This is a genomic window from Variovorax sp. J22P240 (assembly GCF_030316855.1).
Lineage (GTDB): Bacteria > Pseudomonadota > Gammaproteobacteria > Burkholderiales > Burkholderiaceae_C > Variovorax.
Map to the genome: position 1 here is coordinate 219,236 of NZ_JASZYR010000007.1, position 22,431 is coordinate 241,666.

The 22,431-nt window shown below is 64.0% G+C and carries 21 protein-coding genes and 3 pseudogenes; 14 read left to right on the forward strand and 10 right to left on the reverse strand.

Annotated elements, in window-relative coordinates; all coding sequences use genetic code 11:
- Positions 1–38 precede the first annotated feature (38 nt).
- Positions 39–677 carry a response regulator gene (locus tag QTI24_RS19250; RefSeq protein WP_286602633.1) on the reverse strand — a complete coding sequence of 213 codons (639 nt, stop codon included), beginning with the start codon at positions 675–677 and terminating at the stop codon, positions 39–41.
- On the reverse strand, positions 674–2,365 hold the full coding sequence (locus QTI24_RS19255; protein WP_286602669.1) for a sensor histidine kinase: 1,692 nt from the start codon (positions 2,363–2,365) through the stop codon (positions 674–676). The genes QTI24_RS19250 and QTI24_RS19255 overlap by 4 nt, the downstream gene beginning before the upstream one ends.
- Positions 2,366–2,935: 570 nt before the next feature.
- Here QTI24_RS19255 and QTI24_RS19260 point away from each other — a divergent pair.
- Positions 2,936–3,214, forward strand: coding sequence for a hypothetical protein (locus QTI24_RS19260; RefSeq protein ID WP_286602635.1), 279 nt, complete (start codon positions 2,936–2,938; stop codon positions 3,212–3,214).
- Here QTI24_RS19260 and QTI24_RS19265 read toward each other — a convergent pair.
- From QTI24_RS19265 to QTI24_RS19285, 5 genes are all read right to left on the reverse strand, one after another.
- Complete coding sequence (locus QTI24_RS19265) at positions 3,211–3,477, reverse strand: hypothetical protein (protein WP_286602636.1); 267 nt, start codon at positions 3,475–3,477, stop codon at positions 3,211–3,213. The two genes, QTI24_RS19260 and QTI24_RS19265, sit on opposite strands and share 4 nt — an antisense overlap.
- A gap of 213 nt (positions 3,478–3,690) precedes the next feature.
- Complete coding sequence (locus QTI24_RS19270; protein ID WP_286602637.1) at positions 3,691–4,239, reverse strand: hypothetical protein; 549 nt, start codon at positions 4,237–4,239, stop codon at positions 3,691–3,693.
- A 3-nt stretch (positions 4,240–4,242) separates the two neighbouring features.
- The gene (locus QTI24_RS19275; RefSeq protein ID WP_286602638.1) at positions 4,243–4,488 is read right to left on the reverse strand and encodes a hypothetical protein; all 246 of its coding nucleotides are present in this window, start codon (positions 4,486–4,488) and stop codon (positions 4,243–4,245) included.
- A gap of 90 nt (positions 4,489–4,578) precedes the next feature.
- The gene (locus QTI24_RS19280; RefSeq protein WP_286602641.1) at positions 4,579–4,776 is read right to left on the reverse strand and encodes a hypothetical protein; all 198 of its coding nucleotides are present in this window, start codon (positions 4,774–4,776) and stop codon (positions 4,579–4,581) included.
- A 53-nt stretch (positions 4,777–4,829) separates the two neighbouring features.
- On the reverse strand, positions 4,830–5,228 hold the full coding sequence (locus QTI24_RS19285) for a hypothetical protein (protein ID WP_286602643.1): 399 nt from the start codon (positions 5,226–5,228) through the stop codon (positions 4,830–4,832).
- 667 nt (positions 5,229–5,895) lie between these two features.
- Here QTI24_RS19285 and QTI24_RS19290 point away from each other — a divergent pair.
- The 3 genes and pseudogenes from QTI24_RS19290 to QTI24_RS19300 form a co-directional block, all read left to right on the forward strand.
- Positions 5,896–6,567: a hypothetical protein gene (locus QTI24_RS19290; protein ID WP_286602644.1), complete on the forward strand. Its 672-nt coding sequence runs from the start codon at positions 5,896–5,898 to the stop codon at positions 6,565–6,567.
- A 558-nt stretch (positions 6,568–7,125) separates the two neighbouring features.
- The gene (locus QTI24_RS19295) at positions 7,126–8,001 is read left to right on the forward strand and encodes a tyrosine-type recombinase/integrase (RefSeq protein ID WP_286602645.1); all 876 of its coding nucleotides are present in this window, start codon (positions 7,126–7,128) and stop codon (positions 7,999–8,001) included.
- Positions 8,002–8,010: 9 nt separating this feature from the next.
- Positions 8,011–8,241: pseudogene (locus tag QTI24_RS19300) on the forward strand (transposase zinc-binding domain-containing protein); the annotation flags it as partial.
- On the opposite strand, the pseudogene QTI24_RS19305 reads toward QTI24_RS19300, so the two are convergent.
- Positions 8,237–9,186: pseudogene (locus QTI24_RS19305) on the reverse strand (IS481 family transposase). The pseudogenes QTI24_RS19300 and QTI24_RS19305 overlap by 5 nt on opposite strands.
- A 103-nt stretch (positions 9,187–9,289) precedes the next feature.
- On the opposite strand from QTI24_RS19305, the pseudogene QTI24_RS19310 reads away from it, so the two are divergent.
- Positions 9,290–10,249, forward strand: a pseudogene (locus QTI24_RS19310) (IS91 family transposase); the annotation flags it as partial.
- Positions 10,250–10,563: 314 nt separating this feature from the next.
- On the opposite strand, the gene QTI24_RS19315 reads toward QTI24_RS19310, so the two are convergent.
- Entirely contained in the window at positions 10,564–11,145 is a 582-nt protein-coding gene (locus QTI24_RS19315; protein WP_286602646.1) for a maleylpyruvate isomerase N-terminal domain-containing protein, read from the reverse strand.
- A gap of 12 nt (positions 11,146–11,157) precedes the next feature.
- Positions 11,158–12,174 (reverse strand): AraC family transcriptional regulator, encoded by a 1,017-nt coding sequence (locus QTI24_RS19320; protein ID WP_286602647.1) that lies wholly within the window; start codon positions 12,172–12,174, stop codon positions 11,158–11,160.
- Between the two features lie 143 nt (positions 12,175–12,317).
- On the opposite strand from QTI24_RS19320, the gene QTI24_RS19325 reads away from it, so the two are divergent.
- The 9 genes from QTI24_RS19325 to QTI24_RS19365 form a co-directional block, all read left to right on the forward strand.
- Entirely contained in the window at positions 12,318–12,776 is a 459-nt protein-coding gene (locus QTI24_RS19325) for a carboxymuconolactone decarboxylase family protein (protein ID WP_286602649.1), read from the forward strand.
- Between the two features lie 124 nt (positions 12,777–12,900).
- A complete protein-coding gene (locus QTI24_RS19330; RefSeq protein ID WP_286602670.1) occupies positions 12,901–13,767 on the forward strand; it encodes a TauD/TfdA dioxygenase family protein in 867 nt (288 codons plus the stop codon).
- 37 nt (positions 13,768–13,804) lie between these two features.
- Positions 13,805–14,365, forward strand: a complete 561-nt coding sequence (locus QTI24_RS19335) for an RBBP9/YdeN family alpha/beta hydrolase (protein WP_286602651.1) — start codon at positions 13,805–13,807, stop codon at positions 14,363–14,365.
- 41 nt (positions 14,366–14,406) lie between these two features.
- On the forward strand, positions 14,407–15,462 hold the full coding sequence (locus tag QTI24_RS19340) for a beta-keto acid cleavage family enzyme (RefSeq protein WP_286602653.1): 1,056 nt from the start codon (positions 14,407–14,409) through the stop codon (positions 15,460–15,462).
- Between the two features lie 42 nt (positions 15,463–15,504).
- A complete protein-coding gene (locus QTI24_RS19345) occupies positions 15,505–16,533 on the forward strand; it encodes a YeiH family protein (RefSeq protein WP_286602654.1) in 1,029 nt (342 codons plus the stop codon).
- Between the two features lie 47 nt (positions 16,534–16,580).
- The gene (locus QTI24_RS19350; RefSeq protein WP_286602655.1) at positions 16,581–18,221 is read left to right on the forward strand and encodes a 3-(methylthio)propionyl-CoA ligase; all 1,641 of its coding nucleotides are present in this window, start codon (positions 16,581–16,583) and stop codon (positions 18,219–18,221) included.
- 37 nt (positions 18,222–18,258) lie between these two features.
- Positions 18,259–19,245: a Bug family tripartite tricarboxylate transporter substrate binding protein gene (locus tag QTI24_RS19355; RefSeq protein WP_286602656.1), complete on the forward strand. Its 987-nt coding sequence runs from the start codon at positions 18,259–18,261 to the stop codon at positions 19,243–19,245.
- 116 nt (positions 19,246–19,361) lie between these two features.
- Positions 19,362–20,624 (forward strand): porin, encoded by a 1,263-nt coding sequence (locus tag QTI24_RS19360; RefSeq protein WP_286602657.1) that lies wholly within the window; start codon positions 19,362–19,364, stop codon positions 20,622–20,624.
- A 50-nt stretch (positions 20,625–20,674) separates the two neighbouring features.
- Positions 20,675–22,431, forward strand: a 1,757-nt coding sequence (locus tag QTI24_RS19365) for an acyl-CoA dehydrogenase (RefSeq protein WP_286602658.1), incomplete at its 3' end; no start/stop codon positions are given.

Below are 22,431 nucleotides of genomic sequence, written 5' to 3' on the forward strand. Positions count from 1 at the left end.
TCCGCACCCCGAAAATTTACGGGTTGAGCGACCGGAAACTACGGGACCACGCCGTGCTTGATCGCGAAATGAATCAGCTCAGCACTGTTTTCGATGCCCAACGACTCCATCAGCCGGTACTTGTGGTCTTCGACGGTGCGAGCCGACAGACCCAGCACCGCGGCGACCTCCTTGGCTGACTTGCCCTCCGCGATCAACTGCAGGATCTCGCGCTGCCGGGGAGTCAGTGTGGCGATCGGATCGGCCTGACGCTGCGCGTCTTGACCCGAGGCTTGCATCAACTCCCCCGCCAGGTCCGGAGTGACATAGATGCGCCCACGCAGCGCCGCGTGCACCGCCTGCACCAGTTCCGCGCTCGCCGAGTGCTTGAGCACGAAGCCGGCGGCACCCGCTTGAAGAGCGCGCCGCGCATAGGCGACATCGCGATGCATCGTCAGGAACACGACTCGCACGCCGGGCTCCTGCTGTTTGAGCCGAGCCAGAGCCTCGATGCCGTTGAGCAACGGCATCGAGATGTCGGCTACGATCACATCGGGACGCAGCTCTTGTGCCGCCTGCACCAGCGCGCGGCCGTCCTCGACGATGCCAGCCAGCTCGAACTCGTCCGCTAGCAGACTCTTCAGGCCTTCAGCGACGATGCGATGGTCGTCGGCCAGCAGCACACGCGGTTTGTTCATGCGGGCACCCACGCGACCACCGTGGTGCCGCGCCCCGGCGTGCTCTCGATGTCGAGATGGCCGCTCAGCAGGCGAACGCGCTCGCGCATGCTGGCCAAGCCCAGGCTCGCGCGTGCGCGCGATTGCGCCGGGTCAAAGCCGGTGCCGTTGTCGCTAACCGCCAGCTGGAGGCCGCGGTCGCGCGGCGACAACAGCACGGTCGCCGCGCTGGCGCGCCCATGGCGTGCCGCATTGCTGAGCGCTTCCTGCGCCACGCGAAAGAGGCATAGCGATGCCTCGCTGGGCACCGCGTCGGGAGTATCTCGCGTATTCACCTCCACACGCATTTCGCCGTGGCGTCCCACACGATCGCACTCCGCACGCAGGGCTTCGACCAACCCGAGATCGTCGAGCACCGACGGATGCAGGCGGTACGACAGCGCATGCACGTCCTCGCTCAATCGCACCAAGTCCTCGCGCAGCGGCCTCACGCCTGCGGGCGCGTCGGAGGCACGTTCCATCCGTCCGGCGTCGATCGCGAGCCGCGCGAGCCTCTGCGTAAGGTCGTCATGCAGCTCGCGCGCCAGGCGCCGGCGCTCGTCTTCGTGTGCGGTGATGAGGCGGCCGCTGAGTCCCGCAGCTTCTTCCTCGGCGCTCTGGCGCCGCGCGCGCTGGAAAAGGAGCGCGGCAATCAAGGCGCCCTGGAACAGAACGATCGCGACGCCCACCAAGACCGGGACTTTGTGCTGGTCCCACAAGGACGGCGGCCGAAAGCGCACCTCTGCGCCGGGCGGCAGCCGCGACTCAGGAATGCCCCAGCGTTGGAGCTCCCGCCAGTCGAAGGCTGGTGCCTGCTTCTCCACATGCCGATTGGCATCGCTGCCGCGATTGACCTCCAGCATGTTCGCGGCCAACTCCGCCGTTACGCTGCCAACCTGGCGTAGATCGAAGAGTGATCCACCCACGATGCCCTTGCCAAGCTGGTTGGCGAACAAGCCAAAAACAGGCGAGCTGGAGGACTCGCGTATGGAGGCGAGTGCTTGCTCGTTCTCGTGCTGTACACCGTCAGCGCCGACGGCGAACATCTGATAGAACACGGCGGAGTCCGGTGGTAATGCGGCCACGCGTCGGCGCATCTCATCAAGGGACAATCCATCGGGCGGCAGCAAGCGCAGCTCATCGCTGAACTGCGCGAACTCGCGCTGCACCTCCCCCGCCCAGAACTGCTCGAGGGGCGAGGCGCCGAGCACGTGCGCGATCGTCGTTGTCTGAGGCCGCAACTGCAGGATGGTACGCGCGACCGCGGAGATGTCCAGATCCACGCTGACCACGCGATCCTTTGCTCTGAGCCGGATTCCGTCCAGCATCCGGTGGTCGATCCCAGAGACCAGCAGCGGCCGCTCGGGGAACAGGGCGTCGCGGTGGCGCAGATAAAAGCGCATTGCCGGAGTGCCGTTCGCTATCACCAGGTCCGGCGGCGCGCCACTGCGACGCAGCAGGTATTCCACAAACGGGCGCTCGTCCTCGGCTGTGCCGCCACGCTCGGCATCGAGCGAGACGTCGTGAAAGACCACCGGCTGCCGCAGCAACAGCGTCAGATCTGTCCGAATGACCAGGCCGATGGCGTTAAACGGCGCGAAGTCGCGCCCGAACGAATGAATGATCAGGACACGCTTGACCTCGCCTGCCGCGGCAACCGGAATCAGCACCAGAGACAAGAGCAGAGTTACCCGCACCAGCGCTCGCCAAGGCACGCAGATCAGTGGCTTAGTCACGCCGGCATTGTGTCAGCAACGCCATCGAAAACTGCACTGAAGCGATGACGAGACCACCAAAACATCGTCGCAACGTCAGCTTCCAACGGAAGCGGGCATTGCGATTCAAAACGCGAAGGTCTGCAGTTGGCCGCGAGCACCAATTCGCGGCCGTGCCTGACAGCTGACCTTCGGCGCGATCGGCCCGGTTGGCCGAGGACGGCGCGGGCGGCTGGACGGTCACCCACACCGTCACGCGCGCGGCCAAGGCCAAGGCTTAGATCGTCAGGCGCCCTGGCGGGCACGTGGTGGGGCTGCCGGTGCCGCCGGTCGGACCCCGACCGCTTCGCGCTGGCTCGAACTACCATTGGCCTGCGCGTCCGGCGCGACCGGGCGTTTGCGCAACCCCCAGCGGGTCAGCCGATGACCAGACGAACACACCGCACATGCGTTTGGCTGCAGGCAGGCGGGCGGCACCTTTGGGTGCCGTTTGTCTTTGCGCGTCAGGAGGCCGACACTTGCTGCATGTATGCGTACGACTCCGAGGGCAAGTTCGCCGCTGCCGGTCCGGCAGCCACGGCCGTGCTCCAGCATCGGGCGACCAACCCCGAGATCAAGGATGAGCCGTGGGGCTTCGACAGGGGCACCGTATCGAAAGACGGGCGATCCAACGCCTGGGGCGAGTTCACACACGTGGCCTTCGCGGACGGATTCCGGCGCGATGTGCTCTCGATCGTTGTGGTGGACGACGGCGCGGGCGGCTGGGAGGTGACCCATACCGTCACGCGCGCCGGGGGAGCTTAGGCCCGCTCCTTCATCGCGGCTTCGAGGATGGCGTGGGCCAACCGGACGAGGTCGCGCCCGCCGAGTACCCAGGCAGGCTCTCCGCCGATCGTGTCGGTCGGCATGCCGACGGCTTCGAAGATCGCCTCGCGGCTCAGGGTCAGGGGAATTTCGAGGCGCTCGACCTCGTCGACCAGGGCGTCGATATAGGCCAGCAGAATCTTCGCGTCGGCCGAGGGTGATTTGCGCAGGCGCGTGACGGACAAGGGTTCGCGGATGGTCATGGCTTCACGGCTCCCAGCGTTTCTTGACGCTTCCGTCCGGGTTCAACGATCTACTTGCCGAGCCACAGGGTGCGCCAACGGTAGTGCTGTTCGAGCCGCATGCAGGTTAGGGACACCTGTAGGCGTCCCGTTGAGCGAACGGCAGAGTCGCCACGCTCTGCCACGTGAGCGGAGCACTTCGCAAGCACCTCAAAGCGAGATCGAGAAAACGAATCAGCCTACTGCGCTCGTCTTCCGGGCGTGTTCGTCTTCCCATGCCTTTGACCAGCGACCTTCAGCTTCAAATTTCTTTTGCAGTCGCATGAAGTCGTGTCCTAGCAACTCAATCTCCTTGGTCTGAGCCTCGAACTCGTCGAGGGTGATCCGGACCTCCGGTGCAATCTTGTCGGGATCGAATTCCCATGACAGCGCGATGAACGCGAACAGATTCGGCTCGCGAATGCTGACCGGGCCCCAGCGGCCATGCGCGTAGTCGTTCCGCAAGGCACGTGCGCGCTCTACGCGCTCGAACCAGTGCTCGAACGCTTCGCGCGCCGCGGGATTGCTGTGGCCCCACATCTCGAAAACGAGCGGGCGGAGTTTCTTTACTCGCTTCTTGAAAGGCTCGCTCGCAGATAAGAGGTCTTCGACTTCGACACCGCGGTACGGCCCAAGCCATTTGAGTTGCAAGCCGATATTGAGGTCCAGCCGCGCATGGGCATGCACCAGCCGCCCAAGCAGCCAATGCAATCGATGTTCACCGCTCAGTGCTTCGGTTCCCATGCGTCAGCCCACCGGCGCTGCATCTTCGTCTTCACCGCCGGTTCGGGGGCCGATGCGCTCGTCCGGTGTGTGCCTGTAGAGAGCGACGACCCCTTCCCCGAAAGCCCTTGTCCAACTTTCAAAAGGTTCCGGGCTCGACTCGATGTCCACCCAAACGCTGGCGTCCTCGGTGGACTCGTGCAGCACCCAATAGAAGTGCCCAGGCTCGGGCTCGTCCACGAAGACGCTGAGGTGACGCAGGTGGCTCATCGCAATCCTTGAAGTGATTGCGATGTTATCGAATCGCTTAAGCTGCTCCGCCCGTTGAGCGCGGTCGCGCGTACATGTCGTCGACAAGGATCAGCAACTGCCGGCGCGCCAAGCCTCGATCCATGTCGCAAGGGAGTCCACGCTGCTCAAGAGATAAATCCATTCACTTCCCTCCCTGATCTCGCAAACGTCCCAGGTGGACACCGTCGGGTCCGGCTCGTCGACGAAGACGAAGAGGTGGCGCAGGGGACGCACCCGATCGGAATTTGGCTGCACGGTGATTTCCATAGTGCCGCAAATCGAGGCTCGACAGAGAGCACCACCGGGGGCCGAGAGGTGGCTCATCGTGGGCCGCGCGTCAGAATGCGCGATTCGATCGGCTCGACCATGTACGAGCCACCCGCGCCGGCCTTGCTCAAGCCGCCGGGCAGACGGATCGAGAAGTTCCGCGTTGCGCCCGCAGCGATGCTTTCGAGCTTAAGCCGCTCGGTGTCGACGATCTTGCCGGTCCTATCCAGCACCGACACCTGCATCTTGACGGCGCATCCGACAGGGTTGTCGTTGCGCACGGAGGCTGTGAGATAGATGCGAGTGCCGTCAACGCGCGTGTTCTTTTCGAGCACCGTGAAACGTTCGGTGTCGCATCCTGCCGGTGCTGCGGTGACCTTCTGGGCGCTGGCGTTGAACAAGGCAAAAGCGGCTATTGCGACCAGCGCGGCGGCGGCGATCCTGATGGACATGGTTTCATCCTCGGAGGTGTGCCAGCCGGCTATTTTCGATGTTGTCGATACTGTATGGTCATACAGTATAAGAGTCAGAATGAAGCGGCGTTTTCGGCACGGCGAGGAGCTAACCGTCCCTGACTTCCACGCCCAGGATTGGGTGCGCGGAATGCTCTGAACCGGTAGTAGCCTCTGCGCAGACGACAAGCAGGACCCGGCCACAAGGAGCCGCTCACGGATCAGTCGTGTTCCGCCCGATAGCTGACCTTCCTTCGGGGCAACAAGCCGGCTCTCTTCGGAACGCCGGTCTCAATCAGCCCATCTTCGACCCGAACGGGTTGACAAGGGTGCAGCTGAAGCCCGCGTCCCCTCCATCGCTAACGAGTGGCTACCCGGCCCGCCGAGAGGCCCCATCTGGTGTATCAGCGTGGCCGTGGTCGGCGAACAGGACCAGCGATCACCATGTCTGCACGGACCCGTCGGCGCGCTCGAATTCACGCCCCGTTCACCTGCAGCACCGCAGAATCGAGCACATTGGCGCCCGTGCGCTCGTCAATCTGGCCGTGGCTGATGGCATTCGCAGGCTCAAGGCACGCACAGTAGGACAGGACCCCCCGCAGCTTCAGGCGGAACACGCATCACAAGTGGGTAGCGAACAGCTATATGTCTAGGCATGCGGACTCTTTTGTTCATCGCCGTTCTGGCCGTCGCCTCTTCTGTCGGCCCGGCGTTCGCCGCCGGGCTGAAAGCCCTGTCGCCGGTCGATGCGATGCAGAAGTTCGCGCGCTGTGACGCGTCGTTCTTCGCTTTACTCGCGGCGGACCCGACGCCGTTCGGCTCGGCGATCGAATTGACGCGCAAGGGACCCCACGCAACGCCGAAGGTCAGGAATCCGTGGGCGGGCGTGCGCCAAGATGGCGTCCAGGAGTTCGCGCAACCGATCGAGGTGGACGGCCTGCGCCTGCTGGCCTGGCGCGAAGATGCGGCCTCGGTGCCGCCCCTGGGCACCTTCATCCGCTGGGGTTTTGAGGTCGAAGGCAAACCGGAACGCGTGGCCGTGAGGCTCAATCGGCTGCTCCCGTTGCATCTGAAACTCTCCAGCCGGGACGGGACCTGGACCCGGGGCGAGGCCCGCAACAACCGTGATCCAGCCAACGAGTGGAAGCTGCCGGCAATGCCGTTGGGCGTGCTTCCGAAGCGACCCAACACGGTCGACCGCGTCCTGGCGGCCGAGCGCAGCGAGGAGCCCGGCCGCACCAGGCTCTACTGCACCTTGCAAGGAGACATCACGCTGGATCTGCTGAGATCGCTGCGTCCTCTCCTCCCCGAAATGAGGCAGCAGGGCTCGCCCAGATAGGCGACTTTGGCCAGCGTGAGCGCCTTGTACCCTTTTATCCCGCGCGACCGGAATATCTCGAGCACTTGATCCGCATAGCAGTGGCCGTGGCTTCGCGGGGGACAGCAGCAGCGGCTCGGGCACGCAGTTCGCCGACCACATCGGCGGCGTCGAAGTTGAGACGGCCGAAACCCAACGTCGATGCGGCCCACCTGGACATCTCCGCCAAGGTTGTCGCACTCGGTCACCCAGGCAAATCGACACCTTGCGAGCGTCGCTTTCAACGCTTTCAAATTGCGCGGCCCGCCTTTTTTCAAAGTTCTTGGCTGGTCGGGATCTCACACCCAACGACGGCTTTCGGACAGTTCGACGTCTGCTGTAAGCCCGCAATGGGGCCCGAAGCCGGGGGGTCGTCTCGAACGTCTGCTTTCCCGAAGGCCGCGACTTCCGCAAAGGGCCCGTGGACTAAACCGCTCGCGCGGTAGCCCGCCGCTGAGGTTGCGGTGATGGCAAACATTGCGCCCCTGTCTATGTTGAGGAGCGAGGCAATCGGCCTCGTTCTTCGACAGGAGCACGATCATGACCCCTTCGACACCAGCGGTTTCTCCGCTGCGTCAGCGCATGCTCGACGACATGCGCATGCGCAAGCTCGGACCCAAGACTCAGGCTGCCTACGTTCGCGCGGTTCGGTACCTCGCCGGCTTTCTTCAACGCTCCCCCGACACGGCCACTGCAGAGGATCTGCGGCGCTTCCAGTTGCACATGGTCGATCGAGGCGTTTCGCCAATCACACTCAATGCAACCATCACCGGCTTGAAGTTCTTCTTCGACGTCACGCTCGACCGTGGCGAACTGATGGCCAGGATGAGCTACGTGCATGTGCCCCAGAAGATGCCGGTGGTTCTGAGTCGCGATGAAGTCGCACGCCTGATCGCCGCGGCCGCCAACTTGAAGTACCAGACGGCACTGTCCATCGCCTACGGCACGGGACTGCGTGTCAGCGAGATCGTTGCGCTGAAGGTCGGCGACATCGACAGCCAACGCATGACCTTGCGCGTCGATCAGGGTAAGGGCCACAAGGATCGCTACGCCATGCTGTCGCCGGTGCTGCTCAAGCGGCTGCGCGACTGGTGGCGGTACGCCAACGCGAAGGGCAAGATGCTGCCCAACGGCTGGCTGTTCCCCGGCATGAACCCGGTCGACCCGCTGACCGCACGCCAACTCAACCGCGCCGTTCACGACGCCGCCGAGGCGGCCAAGATCGACAAGCGTGTGACCATGCACACGCTGCGCCATACGTTTGCCACGCACCTGCTGGAACAGAAGGTCGACATCCGCGTGATCCAGGTGATGTTGGGCCACAAGAAGCTGGAGACAACATCGGTCTACACGCACGTGGCCACCGAGATCCTGCACGAGGTGGTCAGCCCGCTGGAGAGGCTTGAACACGCGTAGAGCATCTCCGTGGCGCATTGCGCCCTGGAAGTCGCCGACATCTTCCGCATCCACGGTCCCGGCTGGCGCAAGGCGCAGCGTGGGCATCTGAGCCTGGGCCAGCTCAAGGTGATGTCGGCCGTTGAACAGTGCCGCAGCGCGGCGCTGGGGGGCCACGTGTTGCGTTGCGAGGGCTGCGGGCTCGACCAGATCGCCTACAACTCGTGTCGCAACCGACACTGCCCGAAGTGCCAGGCTAGCTGTGAAGCGTCAAGAGGTTATTTCTTGACTTGTTGAGTCTGGTCATGGGAGCAACGCCTCCTATGCCCTGGTGCGGGCGGTGCCAGTTGTAGTGATGCAGCCAGTGATCCAGCGCTTGAGTTCGCTCGCTGGAGTTCTGGTAGGTAAAGCCATAGGCCCATTCGCGCAGCGCCGACTGGATGAACCGCTCGGCCTTGCCATTGGTCTGCGGCCTATAGGGCCGAGTAAAGCGATGGCGGATGCCCAACTCTCGACAGGCTTGGGCGAAGTCCTTGGAACGGAAGGCCGAGCCGTTGTCGGTCAGCAGCCGCTCGACCGTCACGCCCAGGCTGCGGTAGTAGGCCACTGCGTTGCGCAGGAACTGCACGCCTGCGGCGCCTTCTCGTCCGGATGCATGTCGGTGAAGGCGATGCGTGCGTGGTCATCGATCGCCACGAACAACGTCTCCCAGCCGGCGCCATCGACCGAGTCGCGCCGGTTGCCGGTCACTCGGTGGCTGGGTCGCTGGATGCGTCCGAGCTTCTTGGTGTCGATGTGCAGCATCTGGCCTGGCGCCTCGTGCTCGTAGCGAACCACTGGCTCGGCCGGTTGCAGATCGCTCAGGCGCGACAGGCCCGCACGGGCCAGCACCCGTCCCACGGTGGAGCACGACACGTCCAGGGCCGCAGCAATGCGCGCCTGCGTCAGGCGCTTGCGGCGCAGCTCCACGATGGCCACAGCCTTGGCCGGCGAGATGGCTCGAGGCGAGCACGCGGGGCGGCTGGGAGCATCCAACAAGCCGGCGGCTCCTGCGACCAGGTAGCGCCCCAGCCACTTGCGCGCCGTCGGTGGCGTGACGCCGTAGGCCAAGGCAGCGGCGCAAGCGCTCAAACCTTGTTCTGTCATGTCTTTGACCATCTCGATTCGACGCAGCAGGGTCAATCGGGCATTCTTATGAATGTTCATCTGGTTGGGTTCCTTGAGTGATCCGGGGGTTTGGCGATTCCCAGTCTCTCAAACTCAACTCAGATGAACAGATACAACCTATTGGGCCTTCACAGCTAGCGCGGCACAGCGCTGGCTTGAGGCGCGTCAAGCCGATCTGCTGCCGGTGGACTACTACCACGTCGTCTTCACATTGCCGGCGCCGATCAGCGCCATCGCCTACTACAACAAGGCAGCGATCTACGCGTTGCTGTTCGACGTGGCCGCCGAGACCCTGATGACCATCGCGGCGGATCCGAAGCATCTGGGTGCCAGCATCGGTGCGACCCTGATGCTACACACTTGGGGATCGGCGCTGACGCATCATCCCCATGTGCACGGCATCGTGCCGGGCGGTGGCCTGTCGCCGGACGGGGAGCACTGGGTCGCGTGCAAGCCCGGCTTCTTCTTGTCGGTGCGCGTGCTGTCGCGGCTTTCCGGCGCCGCTTCCTTGAAGCGCTCGAGCACGCTTACGACGCCGGCCGCCTGCATTTCTTCGGCGAGGACACAGCGCTCGCTGACGCAAAGGTGTTCGCCGACTGGCTCGCGCCACTGCGCAAGTGCGAATGGGTCGTCTATGCCAAGCGCCCGTTCGCTGGCCCCGAAGCGGTGCTGGCCTATCTGTCGCGCTACACCCACCGCGTCGCCATCTCGAACCCGACTTCTAGCCATGGACGAGCGAGGCGTCACATTCCGCTGGAAGGATTACCGCGCCAAGGGCCGGACTCGCCACAAGACGATGACGCTCGATGCCGACGAGTTCATGCGTCGCTTCCTTCTGCACGTCCTGCCGAGTGGGTTCCATCGCATCCGCCACTACGGGCTGCTGGCCAACGGCAACCGAACCTCCAGCCTCACACGGATTCGCGAGTTGCTGCTGCAGCAAGCCGATGCCGTTGCCCGAACGTCGGCCTCTGATGCCGAGGTCGAATCGGCGCGACCGAGCTTCTTCTGCCCACACTGCGGCGCGCCGATGATCGTCTTGCAGACCTTCGCTCGCGGTCAGCCCATACGCGCGCCGCCTCAACAAGCTTGGGCACCATGAGTACACAGCTGCATCAGCCTTCCGTCCGAGCCTGGATGCGGGGCGGTCTTGCCCCCGCACCGGCCGACGGACTTGTCGCCGGTCGCGTCGCTGGGCGACACAACGTGCCGGCATCGATCCGCAGCGCCTCAATGACGCCATCTGTCGAATTCTTGAGTCGCGTCCCCAGTACCACCTCGATTCACGCCGCCCGAATCCCCGTAGCCTCGTAGCCTTCTCAGGCCTCAGTGGCGCATTCCGCGGTTTCCTCCATGGAGGCTTGTCCAACACCTGCCCTCAGGCCGTTGGCGCGCTCGGATCGCGCCTGGGGCCTGCTACGCGCCTGCGAAGGCCATCGGCGAAGCGCGCACCACATGCGATTCGCAAGTGGCGCTTGGCGAGTCTTGTCCGCCTATCGAGTTTTTCAACAGAATTGGCCGCAATCTGTCCGTCGGTGCTCGTTCCAGATCCCTCAGATCGTAAATCTCCTGCCCATGCGCCCAGGTCTCCATCTGTCTGGCCGCCGCGAACGTGCTGACCAGCATGGGCGGGCCGATCCATGGCAGCCTCTCAACAGGATCCTGGGCTGCCAGTCGCTTTGAGAGTTCCATCGCCTGCGCGAACCAGAGTTCGAACAACTCTTGTCCGTTCAAGGACGGGAAGCGTAGACGCGTTTCCATGGCGGAGCTGTGCCCGGCCTCTCGACCCCGCTGCATGTCACCGAACAGCGCGGTGAACGCCTCCTGCGAGGTCGTCGCTGCGATACCCAGATAGTCGCTGGCATAGAGGTGAAGCACCACGTCATTGACGGTCCAGGCTTGAAAAGCAGTGACCCCTTTCCAGTCCTGAGCTTTCAAGGAAGAAAGAAGGCCTGCTAGTTCCTCTATCTCTTCGTTCAGACATTGAATCTCGTGCATGTGCATTCCCCATCAAGCCGATCGATGAACCCCGATGCCCGCGCCGCGTCGCCGTACGGCCGTTTCGCCGAACTGCTGCTTGTACCAGCGGGAGAAGGCGCTCGGCGACGAGAAGCCCAGCAGGTCGGCAACTTGCGAAAGCGGCCGCTTGCCATCTTCGAGGTAGTGCTCCGCGAGTTCGCGCCGGACGGTGTTCATCACCTCGGGAAATGTCGTGCCCTCGCGAACGAGCCGCCGGTGCACGGTCTGCCGGGTGACGCCGAGTTGTTGCGCCACCTGGTCAATTGAGCATTGGCCCGAAGGCAGCAGCACCAGCAGGATGTGGCGCACGCTATCGACCACGTTCGTGCGGTCCGAGCCCACTGTGCTCTCCATGATCTGCCGGGCGTATCGCGCCATCACCGGATCGGCCATAGGGTTCGGTGCGTCCAGGTCACTGGAGGTGCAGACGAGCCCGTTGAAGTCCTGCCCGAACTCGACGGCATAGCCGAAGATTCGAAAGTGCAGGCTCTGGTCGACCGGCGGTGGGTGCGCGAAGCACACCCGCAACGGACTCCATGCGGAGCCGAGGAAGAACTTCAGGTTGCGGAACATGACTCCGACAATCAGTTCCATCGCTTGCCGCGATGAGCCGCCCCTGCCAACGAGCAACTCATCGCGGATCACCGCGATGCCATCTGCCTCCTCGAGCTTCAGGATCAGTGATTCGTTGATCAGACGGCTGTAGCGCACCAGCGCTCGCACAACGCGCCGCACGGTGGGCTCCTCGCGCAATACCAGTGCCACGGCCCCGAAATTTGACAAGCGCCGCGTCTCGGCCATGCGCAGGCCGAAGTTGTCCACGCCGCTGGCAATCGACGAGGCCTCGAGCAAGTCACGTACTGCATCGCTCGGAATGCGCAGGTCGGGATCGCTCAGGCAGGCCGGACTGAGTCCCACATCGGCCAGTAACGCCAGCGGATCGAGCCCGGCGGCACGCGCGACCTCGGCGTAGTTGGTCAAGCTGGCACTGCGAACGAGGTTGGACATGGGGTTTGCCCTTGGAGTTACCGCAGGATAAGCGAACGTTACCCCAGGTCAATCGGCTTTTTCCCATCCCGGAACAATCAGTCCCTGAATCAGCTGCAGACGTGATGACCACCGGCAGCGAAAACCTCAGGAGACACAACTCGATGGAACACGACAACGACCGATCAGCCACGCCGGTTTGCGATGCGATGCGCGCAGCTGGCGAGTGGAACCCCAAGTGGGAACAGTTCGCCGAGCTCGATCCGGCATGGACCGAGAAATTCATGGCGATGGTGATGACGCCCCTGGCTTCGAGCGTGCTTGACGCGAAGACGATCGAGTTCATCTGCATCGCGGTCGACGCGTCGTGCACCCACATGTATGGACCGGGCGTGCGCCGCCACATCGGGAAGGCGCTCGCACTGGGCGCCACGAAGCAAGAAATCACCGCGGTGCTGCAGCTCGTCAGCGTCCTGGGCATCCACACCATGAGTCTGGGCGCGCCGATCCTGCTCGAAGAACTGGACGCCGCAGTGCGGCGCGATGCCGACGTCGTGTCCCGAACCCCATCAGAAGACCTCGAGTCTTCCCACCGGCACGCCGGTATCCGTGTATCCGTGTAACGCACTCGCACACCGTTCAATGACCCATGGACATAACCAGGAGATAGCGATGACAGAAGCTCACGTAACCCGCCCCGCACCCGCCGCCCCGGCCATCGTCCGACCGTCGGCTCTCAAGAATTCCCTGAAAGTGGAGCGCGTGTCGCCGGCTCTCGGCGCCGAGATCAGCAACGTCAATCTGGTCGATGTCGCCCACGACGCCGAGCTGTTCGCGGAGATCAAGGCGCTCTGGCTCAAGCACAAAGTGCTGTTCTTCCGGGACCAGGACATCACGCCGCTGGAACAACAGACCTTTGCCGAGTGCTTCGGCGAACTCGATGTCCACCGGCTCTACCCCGGCTTGCCGGAGGCGCCGAAGATCCTGGCTATCGACATAGCCGGAAGACCTGCAATCTCGGGTTCCGAGAACATGAGAAGTTTCGAGAACAACTGGCATTCGGACACCATGTCCCAGCCCGAGCCGCTGAAGGGCGCGGTGTTGCGCTGCGTGACGTGCCCGGAGGTCGGCGGCGACACGCTGTGGGCCAACATGGCGCTCGCCTACGAGACGCTGCCGGAGCACGTGAAGCAGCAGATCGAGGGTCTGTATGCCAGGAGCAGCATCGAGGTCGCGTTCTGCGGCGGCATGGCGATCGAGAAGCGCCACGAGACGGCGGCGAAGAATCCGCCCCCCGAGCATCCCGTCGTGCGCACCCACCCCGAGACCGGCGAAAAGATCCTGTACGTGTGCATGGGCTATGTCACCAGCTTCACCAACTGGCACACCGCCCAACGGGTGCAGTACGGCCAAGACATGCACGAGCGCGCCCATATGCTGAGCTATCTGGCCTCGCGGGTGACGATTCCCGAGTTCCAGGTGCGACTGCGCTGGCGTCCGAACACGGTCGCCATGTGGGACAACCGCTCGACCCAGCACTACGCGAGCTACGACTACGGCACGCAGCCCCGGCGCATGCTGCGCGCCGGCATCAAGGGCGACCGCCCGGTCTGACGACATCGCCCCACATGGAACGTGATCGAGGACAACCATGACCGAGCCAACCGTACTCATCGTGCCAGGAATGCGCGACGCCGTGCCACAGCACTGGCAGACGCTGCTGGCGGCCCGGCTGCCGCGTGTTCGCAGCGTCGCGCCGATGGGGCGCGACAGCCTGGACTGCGCCACCCATGTCGCGGCCATCGAGCGCGAGGCGCAGGCTGTCGAAGGGCCGCTGGTGATCATCGCGCACAGCGCCGGCTGCATCATGGTGGCGCACTGGGCGCTGCAGACGAAGCGTGCGGTGCAGGGTGCGTTGCTGGCGACGCCGCCCGACCTCGAATCCCCTCTACCTGAGGGGAACCCCACGATCGATGCTCTGCGCGCTGGCGGTTGGCTTCCCGTGCCGCGATCCAGGTTGCCCTTTCGCAGCGTCGTTGGCGCCAGTCGCAATGACCCCCTGGGAAGCTTCGAACGCATTGCCGGGCTGGCGCTCGACTGGGGAGCCGACCTCGTTGACCTGGGCCGGGTCGGCCACCTGAATCCGGCGTCGGGCCACGGCGATTGGCCGCAGGCCGAAGCCTTCGTTGCACAGCTCAGCGCGGCGCGCTGACATCCCTTTCTACACGCACTCAACCATTCAAAGGACACATCATGCAATTTCTCGACGACTCCCTCTTCCCCGAAAACCAGCAGAAGCTCGTGATCCAGGTCGCGCCCTACGGACCCGAATGGGTCGCCGGCGACTCCGACGACATTCCGGTCAGCATGGACCAACAGGTCCAGAAGGCGGTCGACTGCTGGAACGCCGGCGCCACCTTGCTGCACGTGCATGTGCGCGAAGAGGACGGCAAGGGCAGCAAGCGCCTGTCCAAGTTCAACGAGCTGCTGGCGCGCCTGCGCGAGGCGGTTCCGCAGATGATCCTGCAGGTCGGCGGCTCGATCTCCTTCGCCCCTGAGAGCGAGGGCCAAGCCGCGAAGTGGCTGAGCGACGACACGCGGCACATGCTGGCCGAGCTCACCCCGCGGCCCGATCAGGTCACGGTGGTGATCAACACCACTCAACTGAACGTGTACGACTTGCTGACGGAAGCGGACATCGCAGGCACTTCGCTGGCGAACCCTGGGATGCAGGAGGCCTATACCAATATGGTCGTTCCATCCAACCCGTCGTGGCATGTGGAACACCTCCGCCGTTTGGTGGCCAACGGCATCCAGCCGCACTTCATGCTGACCGGCCTGTCCTCGCTGGAATCGGTCGAGCGCCTGGTGCGACGCGGTGCATACAACGGTCCGCTGATCCTGAACTACACGGCGGTTGGAGGTGGTTCCGCCGGCGTGCATCCGGCGGACATGCTGGAGTTCGTTCGTCGCACGCCCGACGGCGCAGTGCTCACGATCGAAGCCCTTGGCCGCAGCGTATTTCCGATGAACGCGATGGCGATCGCACTTGGGCTGCATGTGCGCGTGGGCATCGAGGACACGCTGCGCGGCCCGACAGGCGAGCGCATGACTTCGGTCCAGCAGATCGAGTCGATGGTGCGCATCGCGCGCGAGCTGAACCGCGACATCGCCAGTGGCGAGGAGGCACGGCAGATCTACAGGCTCGGTGAGACCTACCGCAACGCGGATGAAACGCTGGCCAAGGTCGGCTGGGCCCCGAACCGGGCTTATGGCCAACGTGGCGTTCCGCAACACCAGAGCGCCTGAGCATCGCTGCCTGTCCCGCCGCGCCGCTTCGCATCAGTCCATATGAACCTCTCCGCAACCTGGCCCGGCTGGCGCACGCCGGCCGCCACCCACTTCCACGGCATCCTGGTGTCGGTGGTGGTGGCGGTGGCCGCGATCTCGCTGGCCGAGCACTACCACGTGTCGGCGATGTTGTTCGCCTTGCTGCTGGGCATGGCGATGAACTTCCTCTCGACCGAAGGCCGGTGCGTTCCGGGCATCCGGTTCTCGGCAGGCACGCTGTTGCGTATCGGGGTCGCGCTGCTCGGAGTTCGCATCACGCTGGGCCAGATCACGGCCCTGGGTGCCTTGCCGGTTGCGATGGTCGTTCTCTCGGTGGCGTTGACCATTGGCTTCGGCGTCGGGCTGGCGCGCTTGCTCGGCTATCGAACCCGGTTCGGCGTGCTGACGGGCGGTGCCGTCGGCATCTGCGGCGCGTCGGCAGCGATGGCGATCGCCGCAGTGATGCCTGCGCATGCCGACGACAACGTGAAGGAACGCGCGACGATCTTCACGGTCATCGGCGTCAGCACCCTCTCCACAGCGGCGATGGTGCTCTACCCGATGATCGTCACCGCGCTCGGCTTTGCAGGCGAGCACGCGGGCATCTTCCTGGGCGGCACGATCCACGACGTGGCGCAGGTGGTCGGCGCGGGCTACGGAATATCCAAGGAAACCGGTGACGTCGCGACGATCGTGAAGCTGCTGCGCGTCGCATCGCTGCTGCCGGTGATCCTGGTCATCGCGCTCTCGTACCGCAAGGCGCATGTCGCCGGTTCTGGCAGTGCACCCAAACCACCGCTGCTGCCGTGGTTCGTGGTGGCCTTCTCGCTCTTCGTCGCGATTAACAGCGCTGGCCTGATTCCCGCCGTGGTGCAGCAAGCGCTGCGGACCCTCTCCACCTGGCTGATGGTGATCTCCATGGCGGCGATCGGCATGAAGTCGCACCTGAAGGATTTCGCCACCGTGGGCTTCAAGCCGATCGTGCTGATGGTCAGCGAGACCGTCTTCCTGGCGGTCCTCGTGACCGCCTTCCTGTTCCTGGTCCGCTGAGGTGGGACAAGGACATCTAGAACATTCATTTCTACAAGGAGCCAAAAATGCTGGGTTTAATGCAAGACCAACCGTTGCTGATCTCGTCGCTGATCGAGTTCGCAGACTGTCATCACGGTGATGCCGAGATCGTCTCGCGACGGGTTGAAGGCGAAATCCATCGCACGACCTGGCGCGAGGTCGCCGCGCGTTCGCGCCAAGTGGCCAATGCGCTGGATCAGGAACAACTGGCATTCGGCGACCGCGTCGCCACGCTGGCCTGGAACGGCTATCGCCACCTGGAGCTGTACTACGGCGTGAGCGGCAGCGGGCGCGTGCTGCACACGATCAACCCGAGGCTGCATCCCGACCAGATCGCCTGGATCGCCAATCACGCCGAGGACCAAATTCTGTGCTTCGACCTGAGCTTCCTGCCGATCGTGAAGGCCATGCACGCGCGCTGCCCGACCGTCAGGAAATGGATCGCACTGTGCGATGCCGACAAGTTGCCCACCGACAGCGGCCTGCCCAACCTCGAGAGTTACGAGGCCTGGATCAGCACACACAGCCAGAAGTACGACTGGCCCAGCTTCGACGAGAACTCTGCTTCCAGCATGTGCTACACGAGCGGCACCACGGGCAATCCGAAGGGCGCGCTCTACAGCCACCGCTCCACGATGCTGCATGCCTATGCGTCCGCCATGCCCGACGTGATGGCGATGTCGGCCCGCGATTCGGTGCTGCCGGTGGTGCCGATGTTCCACGTCAACGCCTGGGGCATTCCGTACTCGGCTGCGCTGGTCGGCGCCAAGTTGGTGTTTCCCGGCCCGGCACTCGACGGCAAATCGGTGTTCGAGCTGATCGAAACCGAGAAGGTCACCTTTGCGGCCGGCGTGCCGACCGTCTGGCAGATGATGCTCGCCCACATGCAGGCCAGCGACCTCAAGTTTTCGGCCCTGAAGCGCACCGTGATCGGCGGCTCGGCCTGCCCGCCGGCCATGATCAGTGCCTTCCAGCAACAGTACGGCGTCGAGGTGTTGCACGCATGGGGCATGACCGAGATGTCGCCGCTCGGCACTCTGTGTACGTTGAAGAACAAGCACCTCACGCAATCGCAGGAACAGCAGATGGCCATCCGCCTGAAGCAGGGCCGCGGGATCTTCGGCGTCGAAATGAAGATCGTCGACTCCGACGGCAAGAAGCTGCCTTGGGACGGCAAGGCCTCGGGCGACCTGCTCGTCACGGGGCCATGGGTGATCAAATCGTACTTCAAGGGAGAGAGCGACCCGCTGGTGCGCGACGCACAGGGGCGCGGCTGGTTCCCCACCGGCGATGTCGCCACCATCGATGCCGACGGCTATCTGCAGATCACCGACCGCAGCAAGGACGTGATCAAGTCCGGCGGCGAATGGATCAGCTCCATCGAGGTCGAGAACATCGCTGTCGCGCATCCGGCGATCGCGATGGCCGCATGCATCGGAGTGGCACATCCGAAGTGGGATGAACGCCCGATCGTGGTGGTGGTGAGAAAGCCCGGTGCGGAAGTCTTGCGAGAAGAGCTCTTGGCCTTCTACGAGGGCAAGACCGCCAAGTGGCAAATCCCGGATGACGTCGTGTTCGCCGAGGCCATCCCGATCGGGGCCACCGGGAAGATCCTGAAGGCCCGCCTGCGCGAGCAACTGCGCGACTACAAGCTACCCGGCATCTGAGATGCGCTGAATACAACTGAAGAAACTGGAGACAAACATGACCTCCCTATTCAATCGCCGCACCCTGGGCTCCGCTCTGGCCGCCGCTCTTGCCGTGCTGGCCGCACCTGCCGCGTTCGCACAGACCCCTTCCGAAAAGCCGCTGCGCATCATTGTGGGTGCACCAGCCGGTGGCACGAGCGACATCGTGTCGCGCATGCTGGCCGACGGCCTGCAGAAGGAGCTCAACCGGACGGTGATCGTCGAGCCGAAGCCGGGCGCCGGTGGCGCACTCGCCGTCAACGACCTCATGCAAGCGGCCCACGATGGGAACACCGTGCTCGTCGCACCCAGCGCACTGGTCAGTGAGATTCCCCATATCGTCAAATTGCGCTTCGACGTAGCCAAGGAAACCAAGCCGATCGCCGAACTGGCGCGCGCCGGTCTGGTGATGGTGGGTCATCCGTCAGTGCCGGCGAAGAACCTGGCCGAGGTGATTGCCTATGTGAAAGCCAACCCGGGCAAGGTGAGTTACGCCTCCTACAGCGCCGGCACCATGTCGCATGTGATGGGGCTTCACCTAAACAAGGCCGCCGGCATCGACATGAAGCACGTCGGATACAAGGGCTCCCCTCCGGCGCTCGCCGACGTCGTGGGCGGACACGTGCCGCTCATGTTCGACGGGATCCCCACTTCGCTTCCGATGATCAAGGCCGGCAGAGTCGTGCCCTATGCCGTGAGCCTCCCGCAGCGTTCGCCGCTGCTGCCCAACGTGCCAACCTTCAACGAGTTGGGCTATCCGCAGAACGAGGCGATGGTATGGATCGGCCTCTGGCTGACCCCCAACGTCCCCGCGGCGGCGCAGGAGCGGCTGCGCGCAGCCGCGCTGAAGGTCATGGGGCAGCCGGCGATACGCGAGCGACTGAAGGAGCTCGGCATGGATTCGGGCCAGCCGCGCACGTCGGACGAACTGGCGAAGTCGCTGGCCACCGACTACGAGCGCATCGGGGCGGTACTGAAGTCGATCGATTTCAAGCCTGAATAGTCTCCGGGCGCGGACCCAGGGAATCGAAGCATCAAACGCGCGACAGCTTGTCGGCGCGACGGTCTCGCATCGTCCCATCGATGGAGACCTTTCCCTATCTACGTTGAAAACTTGAAATGAAAAAATCTTTGATCGCCCTGGCTGTTCTGGCTGCCACCGGCGTTGCTTCGGCCCAGTCGGCGGTGACGCTCTTTGGTGTCATCGATGCTGCCGTCAGCGGCTACTACAACACATCCGAGGACCGGAACACCCCGACCTTGCTGAACCCGACTTATCAGAGCCTTGGCAGCGTTACCGTCAGCCGCACCGCGTTGACGAATTCGGGCTACAACTCCAGCCGCCTGGGCTTCCGCGGCACCGAAGATCTCGGTGGCGGCCTGGCAGCGAACTTCTGGCTCGAAATGGGCGTCAACAACGACGATGGCACCGGTCAGGGCATTCCCGGCTCTGTTCCGCCGACCATCGCTGGTGGACTTACGTTCAATCGTCGTGCCACAGTGAGCTTGTCCGGCGTCTTCGGTGAAGTTCGCCTCGGCCGCGACTACACCCCGACTTTCTGGAACGACGGGGTGTTTGATCCGTTCGGCACCAACGGCGTCGGCACCAGCCTGATCGCGACGGCGAACGGTCTCACCACCCCTGGCAGCGCCGCCGTGGGCTTCCAGGCCAACGCGAACTACATCCGCGCCAGCAACTCGATCGGCTACTTCCTGCCGCCGAACCTGGGTGGCTTCTATGGCCAGGTGATGTACGCCTTTGGCGAGAAGGACAAGTACGACCCGGGTTTCCTCACCCCGCCGACGCCGGTGAACAATTCGCGCACCGGGGGCTATGTCGGCGGTCGCTTTGGCTATAGCAGCGGCCCGTTGGACGTCGCCGTGGCGTACGGTTCGAGCACGGTCGGTGACAACTACCTGCTCGGTATCGCCAACAAGCTCAATACGACGAACCTTGGCGCTTCGTACGACTTCGGCCTCGTCAAGCTGTTCGGCGAAATCGCAAGGTCCAAGCTCGCGCGCGACACGGTCGCCGTCAACCTCTTGCCGGAACCTACCGCCGACGGCTATCTGTTCGGCGCCACCGTGCCGGTCGGTCCCGGCCTGATTCGAATGTCCTACGCAAACGTCAAGCTCAACAGGAATGTCAGGCCCCCGCTGCTGGCGCAGGGCGATGATCCATCGGCAGACAAATTCGCAGTCGGATACGTCCACAACCTGTCGAAGCGCACTGCGCTGTATGCGACGTATGCCTACTTGAAAGACAAGGATGGTCTGGACATCACGGTGGGCGGCCCCGCAATGATCACGTCCGTCAATGGTGTGCCGTTCTCGGGCAAGCGTTCCTACGGGTACGACATCGGCATTCGTCATGCCTTCTAGCAACTCCTGACCCCTTCGGAGCACGCGACACATCGAGAGCGAGACCATCTATGAGCTACACCGCTCCCCTCAAGGACATGCTGTTCGACATCGAACACCTCGCGAACATCGCGCAGGTTTCGCAGATGCCGGGCCTCGAAGAAGCCGGCCTCGAAATCGCACAGGCCGTGCTTGAAGAATGCGCGCGCTTCAATCAGGACGTGGTCGCACCGCTCAATGTGGCGGGCGATCGGGACCCGTCCTCGTTCAAGGACGGCAAGGTCACGACCACGCCGGGTTTCAAAGAAGCCTTTGCCCAGTACGTCGCGGGCGGCTGGCAGGGCCTGCAGCATCCGTCAGACTTCGGTGGCCAAGGCCTGCCCAAGACGATCGGCGCTGCGTGCGTGGAGATGCTGAACTCGGCCAACCTGAGCTTCGCGTTGTGCCCGCTGCTGACCGACGGGGCGACCGAGGCGCTGCTCACGGCCGGCTCCGACGAACTGAAGGCCATCTATCTCGAGAAGCTCGTGAGCGGCGAGTGGACCGGCACGATGAACCTGACCGAGCCGCAGGCCGGCAGCGACCTCGCGATGGTGCGCAGCCGCGCCGAGGCGCAGCCCGATGGCACCTACAAGGTGTTCGGCACCAAGATCTTCATCACCTACGGTGAGCACGACATGGCCGAGAACATCGTGCATCTCGTGCTGGCGCGCGTGACCGGGGCGCCCGAAGGCGTGAAGGGCATCAGCCTGTTCGTGGTGCCCAAGTTCCTCGTGAATCAGGACGGCTCGCTGGGTGCGCGCAACGACGTCCATTGCGTCAGCATCGAGCACAAGCTGGGCATCAAGGCCTCGCCGACCGCAGTACTGCAATACGGCGACCATGGCGGCGCGGTGGGCTACCTCGTCGGCCAGGAAAACCGCGGCCTCGAATACATGTTCATCATGATGAACTCGGCCCGCTATGCGGTGGGCATGCAGGGCATCGCGGTCGCCGAGCGCGCCTACCAGCATGCGGTCGCCTATGCCAAGGACCGCGTGCAGAGTCGCCCGGTCGATGGCTCGATCAACGCCAGCGCACCGATCATTCATCACCCCGACGTGAAGCGCATGCTGATGACGATGCGCGCCTACACCGAAGGCTGCCGCGCCATGGCGAGCGTGGCAGCAGCTGCCTATGACGCGGCGCACCATCACGCCGACGCCGACACACGCAAGCAGAACCAGGCCTTCTACGAATACTTGGTGCCGCTGGTCAAGGGCGACAGCACCGAGATGAGTCTGGAAGTCGCCTCGCTCGGCGTCCAGGTTCACGGCGGCATGGGATTCATCGAGGAGACCGGTGCGGCGCAGTATCTGCGCGACGCCAAGATCCTGACGATCTACGAAGGCACGACGGCGATCCAGGCCAACGACCTTGTGGGCCGCAAGACCGCGCGTGACGGTGGCCAGACCGCCAAGGCGATCGCCGCGCAGATCGAGAAGACCGAAGCCGAACTCGCGAAGCGCGGCACGCCCGATGCATCGGCGATGGCCAAGCGCCTGAAGGCCGCACGCGAGGCCTTTGTCGACGTGGTCGAGTTCGTCGCCGGTCAGACCAAGGCATCGCCCAACGCCGTGTTCGCGGGCAGCGTGCCCTACCTGATGCTCGCGGGCAATGTGGTGGCGGGCTGGCAGCTCGCGCGTTCATTGCTGATCGCGGAAGACCTGGCAAAGGGCGGGACCGACGTGGCCTTCATGAAGGCGAAGGTCGCGACGGCACGCTTCTACGCCGAGCACATCCTGAACAAGGCGCCCGGCCTTCGCGACAGCATCGTCGAAGGTGCCGA